This window comes from Allobosea sp. 05T438, from assembly GCF_056396025.1.
The window spans coordinates 1-9,301 of record NZ_JBFTKQ010000040.1; the positions used below are offsets into that span (position 1 = coordinate 1).

General features: G+C 63.1%; 10 protein-coding genes and 1 pseudogene. 3 read left to right on the top strand and 8 right to left on the bottom strand.

All coding sequences use genetic code 11. The features are described 5' to 3' along the window. The 7 genes and pseudogenes from AC1DIN_RS29540 to AC1DIN_RS29570 all read right to left on the bottom strand — a co-directional run. Window positions 1–208 (bottom strand): annotated as a pseudogene (locus AC1DIN_RS29540) (amino acid ABC transporter ATP-binding protein); the annotation flags it as partial. Between the two features lie 108 nt (window positions 209–316). Further along, entirely contained in the window at window positions 317–1,195 is an 879-nt protein-coding gene (locus AC1DIN_RS29545; protein WP_441473953.1) for a LysR substrate-binding domain-containing protein, read from the bottom strand. A gap of 159 nt (window positions 1,196–1,354) precedes the next feature. Continuing rightward, window positions 1,355–1,744, bottom strand: a complete 390-nt coding sequence (locus AC1DIN_RS29550) for a PPC domain-containing DNA-binding protein (protein WP_476812312.1) — start codon at window positions 1,742–1,744, stop codon at window positions 1,355–1,357. A 94-nt stretch (window positions 1,745–1,838) separates the two neighbouring features. Continuing rightward, on the bottom strand, window positions 1,839–3,032 hold the full coding sequence (locus AC1DIN_RS29555; RefSeq protein ID WP_476812313.1) for an MFS transporter: 1,194 nt from the start codon (window positions 3,030–3,032) through the stop codon (window positions 1,839–1,841). A 13-nt stretch (window positions 3,033–3,045) separates the two neighbouring features. Further along, window positions 3,046–3,870, bottom strand: a complete 825-nt coding sequence (locus tag AC1DIN_RS29560) for an aldo/keto reductase (protein WP_476812314.1) — start codon at window positions 3,868–3,870, stop codon at window positions 3,046–3,048. A gap of 21 nt (window positions 3,871–3,891) precedes the next feature. Then, window positions 3,892–4,875, bottom strand: coding sequence for a TIGR03571 family LLM class oxidoreductase (locus AC1DIN_RS29565; RefSeq protein WP_476812315.1), 984 nt, complete (start codon window positions 4,873–4,875; stop codon window positions 3,892–3,894). 181 nt (window positions 4,876–5,056) lie between these two features. Continuing rightward, complete coding sequence (locus AC1DIN_RS29570; RefSeq protein WP_476812316.1) at window positions 5,057–6,274, bottom strand: YbfB/YjiJ family MFS transporter; 1,218 nt, start codon at window positions 6,272–6,274, stop codon at window positions 5,057–5,059. A gap of 134 nt (window positions 6,275–6,408) precedes the next feature. On the opposite strand from AC1DIN_RS29570, the gene AC1DIN_RS29575 reads away from it, so the two are divergent. Next, window positions 6,409–6,975, top strand: a complete 567-nt coding sequence (locus tag AC1DIN_RS29575) for a TetR/AcrR family transcriptional regulator (protein ID WP_476812317.1) — start codon at window positions 6,409–6,411, stop codon at window positions 6,973–6,975. A gap of 69 nt (window positions 6,976–7,044) precedes the next feature. Here AC1DIN_RS29575 and AC1DIN_RS29580 read toward each other — a convergent pair whose 3' ends face one another. Further along, entirely contained in the window at window positions 7,045–7,503 is a 459-nt protein-coding gene (locus AC1DIN_RS29580) for a helix-turn-helix transcriptional regulator (protein ID WP_476812318.1), read from the bottom strand. Between the two features lie 119 nt (window positions 7,504–7,622). On the opposite strand from AC1DIN_RS29580, the gene AC1DIN_RS29585 reads away from it, so the two are divergent. Together AC1DIN_RS29585 and AC1DIN_RS29590 are read left to right on the top strand one after the other, a co-directional pair. Continuing rightward, complete coding sequence (locus tag AC1DIN_RS29585) at window positions 7,623–8,531, top strand: LysR family transcriptional regulator (protein ID WP_476812319.1); 909 nt, start codon at window positions 7,623–7,625, stop codon at window positions 8,529–8,531. 250 nt (window positions 8,532–8,781) lie between these two features. Further along, window positions 8,782–9,054 carry a XapX domain-containing protein gene (locus AC1DIN_RS29590; protein WP_441473945.1) on the top strand — a complete coding sequence of 91 codons (273 nt, stop codon included), beginning with the start codon at window positions 8,782–8,784 and terminating at the stop codon, window positions 9,052–9,054. The last annotated feature ends 247 nt before the right edge of the window (window positions 9,055–9,301 follow it).

The window sequence follows — 9,301 nt, forward strand, 5'->3', positions numbered from 1 at the left end:
TGCCCGAACCGGACGGGCCGCAGATGACCAGCTTCTCGCCGCGCTGAACCTTGAGGTTGATGTCCCGCAACACGTGGAACTCGCCGTACCACTTGTTCACGCCGATCATCTCGACCGCCGTCGCCGTGTTCAACGAGGTCTGCTTCAGCCCCGCAGGGCGTGCGTCATCGCTCGCGGGCCTTGCGGCCTGCTGCATGGTGGAACTCATCGATACCCCTCGAAATCGCGTCTCTGGCGCGTTTCCAGGGAGGATAACTGGGAAGGGGAGCCGTGCAATGCGAGCTAGGGCATAGCTCGATGCTCGGTTGTTATGATCTCAGCGCGCTTCCATCAGGCAGCCGATGAAGTCGCGCACGAGTTCGGATTTGGGCCTGTCCGGCGGCAGGATCAGAAAGCTGCGGCTCTGCACCGGCGGTTCGAACGGACGCAGCACGAGCTGGCTCTGGTCATGACCGGCAATTGCATACGGACTGATCAACCCGACGCCGACGCCTTGCGCGACCAGCGCACAGACGGTCGCGGCATAGATCGTTTCGACCACCACGCGGGGCGGCGCCGCCCCGGCTTCCGACATGATCATGTCGAAGCGCTGGCGGGCGCGATCCTCCGGTACGTAGGCGACGAAATCGACGCCCGAGAGATCGTGTGGGCCGATCACCTCGCGCTCGGCAAGCGGATGGCCGAGCGGCATGGCGCAAAGGGCTCGCGGCTGGACGAAGACCTGGTGGACGACGCCGGTGACATCGATCTCGTCGGCGGCAAGGCCGACATCGTAGATGCCGGACGCGACACCGTCCCGCACGTCCCGCGAGGGCAGGACCATCAGCGTGACGGTCGAATCGGGGCGCAGGCTGCGGAAGCGCAATACGGCGTTGGGGACGATCGAGGAACTCAGGGCCGACAGCGTCGCAACCCTGAGTTGGCCGGCTCCGTAGTCGCGGATGCGGGCGGCACTCGCTCGCAACCGGTCCATGCCGCGGAAATTGGCCTCAACCTCTGCGAAGAAGGTTCGTCCTTCGGGGGTTGGCACGATACGATTGCGCACCCGGTCGAACAGGGCGAAGCCCAGCGACCTTTCGAGCTCCGCGATTAGCCGGCTGACCCCAGGTTGGGTGACTCCAAGAATTTCCGCGGCGCGGGAGACCGTGCCAGCTTTCATGACAGCGGCAAAGACTTCGATCTGACGGCTGTTCAAGCTTGATACGCTCCGTCGAATCCGTAGGCGTCCAGGTTACAACATTGTGCCGAAAAGCCGATCTTCGGAATGCCAACTGGGACCTTTTAGTGCCCGCTGAGGTTTTGCTTCGCTCTGTAACGGCTTTGGCTGAGATGGAGACAAGCGATGTGGCGGACCTCAAGTCAACTGCAGCACATTTGCGCCGATAGCTGGATCGAGACGCCGTTCAAGGTGCATCGGCATAAGTGTAACGCTCAACTCCAAGGACCCTCGGCCGATTTGCAGTGCAAGGAGGTGGCCACCAAAAGCCTTGAAACTATAGTCGCTCCCGGTCGCATGAGCGTGGATCGAGGGCTCTCCGTCTTTCCAGGCCAAGCTGCCGGTAAGATTGGTTAGCTCCAGATTCTCCATGGTTCTGGGCCGAAAGTTTCCCGTCTCAAAGTCAAAGAAGCCGAACGTCACGCTACCCGCAAAGCCGAACCCGAGGATCGTCGCCGACGATATCGCCTCCTCGCGCATCAGGGACGAAAGGCGGGCGAACGCATCCTCGCCCTGACGGAGCACCATGAGATAACCCGTGGGTGTCGGGACATAGCGTTTGGGCTCTGGCACTGACATGGGCGACCAACCTCACTTTTAAGCTGGCAGATGAATGCGTCGACTAGGACTGGGAACGTTTCGTTCCGAGCCAGACCAGCCCGAGGCCCGTGGTGGCGAGCAGTCCACCGGCGATCGGAATGGCTGCATAGCCGAGGCCGAGACTGATGACGCCGGCCCCAACGGCAGCGCCGAGGGCATTGCCAAGGTTGAAGGCCCCGACATTGATCGAAGAGGCGAGGCCCGGCGCTTCGGAGGCCGCCTGCATCACGCGCATCTGCACCGGCGGCACGATGGCAAAGGCCGCAGCTCCCCAAACCAGCAGGCCGACGGCCGCACCGACATGGCTCGCGAACAGGAAGGGCAGCACGAACATGATCGTTGCCAGCGCACCGAGGAAGATCTTGGTCGCGCCGTCCAACGACCAGTCGGCCAGCTTTCCGCCAAGAGCATTGCCGAAGGTGAAGCCAACGCCGATCAACACGAGCCCGAGCGTGACGAAACCGTCCGAGGCTCCGGTCAGGGTTGTGAGCGCGGGGGCGACATAGGTGTAGAGCGTGAACATCGCCCCCGCGCCCATCACGGTCGTCGCCATCGCGAGAAGAACCGTGGGGTGCGTGAGCACGCGCAGCTCCCGACGGATATCAGGAATCTTCCCGGGCTCGCCCTTGGGCAGCGCGAACCATAGCGCCGTGATCGCCGCGAGCCCGAGCACGGCTGTCCCCGCGAAGGCCATCCGCCAGCCGATCTGCTGGCCGACCCATGTCGCTGCCGGCACCCCGCCGATATTGGCGATGGTCAGGCCCATGAACATGGCGGCGACCGCGCTCGCCTGCTTCTCCTTCGGTACGACGCTCGCAGCCACCACCGCGCCGAGTCCGAAGAATGCGCCGTGATTGAGGCTGGTGACGAGGCGGGCGAGCAGGAGCGTGATATAGCCCGGCGCCAGCGCCGACATCAGATTGCCGACAGCGAAGATCCCCATCAGCAGCATCAGCGCCGTACGCTTGCCGAAACGGCTGAAGGCCAGCGTCATGATCGGCGCGCCGAGCATCACGCCGATCGCATAGGCGCTGATCAGCAATCCCGCGGTTGGGATCGAGACGTTCACGCCATCGGCGATGACGGGCAACAGGCCCATCGGCGAGAACTCCGTGGTGCCGATGCCGAATGCGCCGATCGCGAGCGCAAGGAGCGCCCAGCGTGCATGGGGTGCGGCGGCCGTCTCGACGGGCGCGGTGCAGGTGGTCGCAGTCATGGTCGCCTCCGCCTCATGCGTCCCAGGCGGGAGCGAGACCCGGCGGGTCGACCAGCCGTCCATCGGGGCGGGCGAGCCGTGTGATGGCCGCCATGTCCGCATCGGACAGCGCGAAATCGAAGATCGCGATGTTCTCCGCGACGCGTTCGGGCTTCGCCGTCTTGGACAGGGCGACGAATCCCTGCTGGACCAACCAGCGCAGGACGACCTGCGCGGCGCTCTTGCCGTAGCGTGCGCCAATCGTCTGCAAGGCCGCATCGCGCGGCACGGCGCCGTCGGCCATGCCGTAATACGCGGTCAGAACGATGCCGGCTTCCTTGGCCGCGACGATGAGCTTGCTCTGATCGAGATAGGGGTGGAGCTCGACTTGGTTGGTGACGATCGGGGCGCTGCTCAACTTCGCCGACTCCCGCATCTGCGCGATATTCTGGTTGCTGACGCCGACGAAGCGGGTCTTGCCCGCTTTCTGCGCAGCGTTGAGCATGGCGACCTGGTCGGCGATGGCGACCTTGTCCGCTGGCCAGTGCAGCAGAAGCAGGTCGACGCGGTCGACCTTCAGCTTGTCGAGGCTCTCTTCCACCGAGGCCGCGAACTTCGTCGGGCTGTAGTTGTCGACCCAGACCTTGGTGGTCAGAAACAATTCGTCGCGGCGCGCGCCCGCTGCTTGCAGCGCCTGCCCGAGGGCCGCTTCGTTGCCGTAGATCTGAGCGGTATCGAAATGGCGGAAGCCAACTTCGAGCGCCGCTGGGACGACGCGCTCGACCTCGGCATCCGACATGCGGAAAACGCCGAAACCAAGCGCCGGAATCTCGGCGCCATGCGCCTTCACAATGTCCATGTCAGGTTCTCCTGGGGTGGTTTAGGCCGCCCGCACCTGCTCGGTGCCGGTCAGCGCTGGAATGATTTCAGCCGCGATTTCGTCGATGACCTCACGAGGAGGGCGCGACGATTGCCTGAGGTTGAGAGCGAGGTGGTCGATTCCGGCGGAGCCGAGCACCCGCAGATTCGCGATCAATTCGTTGCGGCCAAGGCGAGCACCAAAGCGGATTGGCTCGGCGGGAGCGTTGGCGTCTTCAAGCAGATCGAGATGGAAAGCGCTGATGAAGATGCCGCGTCCGGAGGTGGCGGCGCGCCAGCGCGCGGCCTGCGCGGCGAGTTTCTCGGCGCTGCCGGGATAGACGAAGCGGCCGTTCATATGGGCGGCCAGCCAGGCGTCGTCCTGCCTTGCCTGTCCGGCCACGATCAGCGGGATCGTCGGCTGGAGGGGCCGCGGCAGCAAGTCGAGGCTCGCATCCCTGCGCCCGCCCACCGGGATTCCGCCGGGTTGCCAGACCGTGCGAAGATAGTCGACAGCCTCGCGGAAGGCGTCGCCGCGCTTCTCGAAATCGAGACCGAGCAAGGGATATTCGACCGGCCGGTCCCCGGAGGCGACCCCGAGGATCAGACGCCCGCCCGAGAGTGCGTCGACGCTGGCGGCAGCCTTTGCGGTAAAGAGCGGATGGCGGATCGGCAGAACGACGGCAGCGGTGCCGAGGGCCATATTGCGCGTCACACCTGCGAGAAAACCGAGTTGCGTGAAGACGTCATAGACCGAGCCCGCGTCGCCCATGTTGACTTGGTCGAAGACCGGCACGTCGCGCAGCCAGACTGCCGCGAAGCCGAGGCCGTCCGCCCGGAGGATCAGTTCGGTCTGTTCCCGTAGATCCGGTACGCCCCGGGGGCGGGCGTCGGCGATCCTTCGGGCTTCACCCGCCGGCGACCAATCATTGTCCAGAGGCAGTTCCAGGCCAAGCGTCAACCGACCCGGTTTGCGGATCAGGTCCAATGCTGAGTGCTGTGTCATGCCTCACGACATAGATCCGCATGGCCGGTCCGATAAGCACGTGTCGCTCCACATCAATTGTGAAGCCGTTTCATTGATGGTGGCGCTCGACCCATACCCGCCTCATCAGGTCCGACTCATGCGTAGAAAGAAAAACAGGAGCCGCTTGAGCTTTGAACTCAAGCGGCTCCTGGTGATGTCTTCAGGCTTGCTTGGCTCGCGAGAGCCGCTTCAGCGCAGGACTCAGGAACTCCATGGCGAGGGCAAGGGCGAGAGCCCCGGCACCGACCAAAAACAGCAGTGTGTAATTTCCGTTGGAATGAGCGAACAACCAGGATGAACCGTAACCGGCTATCGCCTGAAAGGCTGCAAACGCAACGGTCGCCCGGCTCCACACCGCTGCCTGGGCGCCGTGATCGTCGGGCAGCATATGATGAACCTTATGCAGGGTGAGTGGCACGATTCCCGGCGGAAATGTTCCAATGACCCAGGTTGCGATAGCGGCGGCGACAAGCCAGGCCGAGCTCGCGAACAGAAGCAGCGCAGCGATCTGAGCCGCCAGGAGCAGACGCGCGGCTTTCGCGCTTCCAACTCTGTCCGCCAACTGGCCGTAGAGCAGGGGGCCGAACATCGCGCCGACGCCGTAGACGATCCAGAATATCGCGCCGGTATTCGCCCCCAGATCTCGGCCGCGCGCGATGAAGTCCGCCAGAAAAACAACCGCGGGGACCAGGCCGACCGCCATCAGGCCGTATTGGACGTAGAGGAGACTCGGGCCAAATCCAGTCGGCGCCGGTTTTGCCGGGCTTTCCTTGGTTTCGGCGCGCGAGACAACGACGTTGGCAGGCCAGGCCCGCCAGCTCAGGACGATCAAGGCGAGAGAGATCGCGGCCAATCCTTCCCACGTCGTGGACAGCCCCCAATGTAGCAGGGCCGGGACGATGGTTCCGGAAGCCGCGATCCCCACTCCGACCCCGAAAAAGATGGCGCCGCTGGCAAGCCCGCGTCGCGGAGCCGGCACGCTGGGCAGCAATGTTGCCGCGACGAGCACCATGATGATGCCACCGGTTATGCCGGACAGGAGACGCCAGGCGAAGAACCAGGCGACCGAGACGGGAAATGCGCAGGCGAGGAAGGCCAGGGCCGTCAAAAGCATCATCGCCTTCAGGACCATGACGTTCCCGAACAGGCGGCCCAGCCTTCGGGCCACCAGCGCACCCGCCAGATAGCCGGCCAGATTGGCGGCGCTCAGATAGATTACGTTGTCTGCGGAAAACCATCCGGCCTCGATGAGAGGCGGAATGAGAGGCGTGTAGGCGAAGCGCGCCAGGCCGATTCCGATCATGCTGGCGGACAGCCCCGCGAACATGGTCGCCCAGGGCATGCTTTTCTCCGGATCGCTGGAATTGATCGTGACCATGGCACAGGTTCCTTCACACCCGACGTGGCGGGCTATTTTTGTCATCACTGTCAAAGATAGTGCGCCTGCCATCTTTGCCAATAGTGTCAAGCATTCTTATCTTGCTCCGAGCAATGTCGAGCAGGAGGTGCGTGATGGCGGGAGTGCGGCAGTTCGACGAAGATCGGGTGCTGGCAGAAGCTGCCAAGCTGTTTTGGGAGAGGGGATACTCGGCGACCTCGATGCAGGATCTCGCTGCCGCGACGGGTGTCCAGCGGGGGTCGCTCTACAACGCTTACGGTGGCAAGGGGGCCCTCTTCGTCAACGCCTATCGCCACTACCAGCAGCGCTACATGGAGGGCGTTCGCAAGGCACTTGAGGAGGAGGATCTGCGCGCTGCCCTGCGCAAGCTTCTCGCGTTCAGCATCGATCTGATCCGGGAAGGCAGGCGAGGGTGCTTGACCACCAAAACGGCGACGGACGAGGAGGCTGCCAGCCCCGAGATCCGCGAAGCGTTGAAACGCCAGATGGATGATTTGGAGGCGTGTCTGACGAGCCGATTTACGCAATCTGCGGAGAAGCTGCGGTTGCCGCCCGACGCCACCGCGCGGCTCCTTGTGAATCACACGCGCGGCATGGTGGTATTGGAACGAATTTACGACGATCCCGAACGGCTGAGATCGGACAGCGAGGCGCTGATCGAACTGATCATGGAACGGTGAAGCAATGTTGTCTTTGTCTCTCCGGTTGATCGGCTGGCGTCTTTGAAGCTGTCTCGTCGGGTTTGCCAGCTATGCTGAAACCGTACCCTGATGTCGCGCGGACGCTACGTCGCCATCGGGGGGCGCTGACGGAGTTCGAGCGGCTGTCGATTCTCGCAGATGAGCCGGAAGCGTCGGGCGGGCCATGCCTATCCCATGCCGTCGCCAAGCCGCAGGGCTTCTACCTGTCAATTGCATGAAGCTTCGCGTGAAATCCCGTTGGGAGCGGAAGCCGCACACCACCCTTACGTCCGTGAGTGACAGATGAGGTTCGAGCAGCAGCTTCTTGGCTTCCGTCACTCTGATCTGAGCCAGGTATCGGCGGGGCGACACTCCTGCTGTCTCGCAGAACGCATGTTCAAATTCCGCCGGCGCCATCGAACATTCCTGGGCCATCTGCGCAACCGTCAGGTCCGATGACCACCTCGCCGACATGACTTCCTTGGCACGTTGTTCGCATCGATGTGCTAATCCGGAATTGTTCGGCATCGCTATCTGCTCGTGCTGGAAAACTGAGACATTCGAGCAGGATGTCGCCGTTTCCCCGACATGATAATGCGTTGCGAATCCAATTCAGAAGTGAAATGGGTTCACAAAAGGAGAGTGCCATGGACAACCGAGCAGGCGAGATGCAGGTGTTCACGCGCGTGATCGAAGCGGGCAGTTTTACCGAGGCTGCGCGGCTGATGCTCATGACTCCGTCGACCGTGAGCAAGCTGATCGGCCGTCTCGAAAACCGCCTCGGCGTACGCCTCTTGGAGCGTTCGACTCGGCGCTTGTCGTTAACCGCGGAAGGGCAGGTGTACTACGAGCGAAGTCTCGCTCTCATCGGGGAACTCGACGATGTGGAACGAAGCCTGTCGCAGGGAGTCGCCAGCTCGGGCGGCACCGTTCGGGTTAATGCCTCGGTCGCCTTTGGAGTCTTGGGTCTGGAACCGCTTCTTCCGGCGTTCTGGCATGAGCACCAAAAAATCGCCGTCGATCTTTCCCTGTCGGACGAAATCGTCGATCTCTATCTCGATCGAACGGACGTCGCGTTTCGGGTCGGCCCTTTGCAAGGATCGGCCATGATCGCCAGAAAGATCGGCGTTGCGCACCGCAAGATCGTTGCCTCGCCGGATTATCTTGAACGTCATGGCACGCCGCGTGCTGTTGAGGAACTAGCGGTTCATAACTGCCTCGGCTTCAATTTCCGGCGAGCAGCTCCCGTATGGCCACTTAAGGAAAGCGGGCGTGTGGTTGATCGGACCGTCAACGGCTCTTTGCTCGCCAACAACGGCGAGACCGTGCGTCGCATGGCCATAGCCGGGATCGGTTTGGCCCGCCTCGCCGACTATCATGTTCGCGCCGATCTGAATGCAGGCCGGTTGGTGGAAGTTCTGTCCGAAGCCGTCGAAAGCGATGGCGAACTCATCCACGCGTTGTACTTGGGCGGCCCGCGTCTGCCATTTCGGGTTCGTGCATTCCTCGATTTTGTCTGTCCGAGACTCCAGGGCTTTCTGCAGGCTTCGCGATAGTGCCACCGAACGGTACCGCGGCCTCGCTCGTTCCGCGATGACAGGGATCGGCGGGCGCGGATGAGGGCTGTTCAAGCACAGCCAGCGGCTTGCTCACGCTCTTGCCAGTTCGTCTGTCGTCGCGAAATCCGGCAACGGAGCGCGCAATCAGACAAGACGGGCAATAACCCCTTTTGCACTCTGCCTTCGACTGATCGCGGCCAGGGATAGTCACCCTGACGCGTCGCGGAGGCGCAAAACGGAGTGCCGCATGAAGATCTACCTGATGTCGTTGGGGGCCGGGCTCCTGGTCGGCGTGATCTACAGCTTGATCAATGTGCGCTCGCCGGCCCCGCCGGTCATAGCGCTGGTCGGCCTGCTCGGCATCCTGATCGGCGAGCAGTTGCCGCCGCTCCTGCGCGGGCTCTGGGCGAAGGCTCCGGCGGCTCATTCCTGGCACCAGCAGGTCAAGCCGCATGTCTTTGGCCATCTACCAGGCGGCGGACAACCCTCGCAGGAGACATCGCAAAAGGAGCGCAGCTGATGCCGACGCGTCGTCAAACCACCTTAGGCGCTGCCGCAGGCGCGCTGAGCGGCCTCTTCGGCAGCGCCTCCGCACAGTCCCCGAGTCAAGGATCTCGCCCGATGACCGCCGATCTCATCCTCAGCAATGGCCGCTTCACCACGCTCGATCGCGGCAACCCGACGGCGAGCGCGGTCGCAGTCAAGGACGGCGTCTTCCTGGCGGTTGGCGGGCAGGCCGAGGTGATGGCCCATGCCGGGCCGAACAC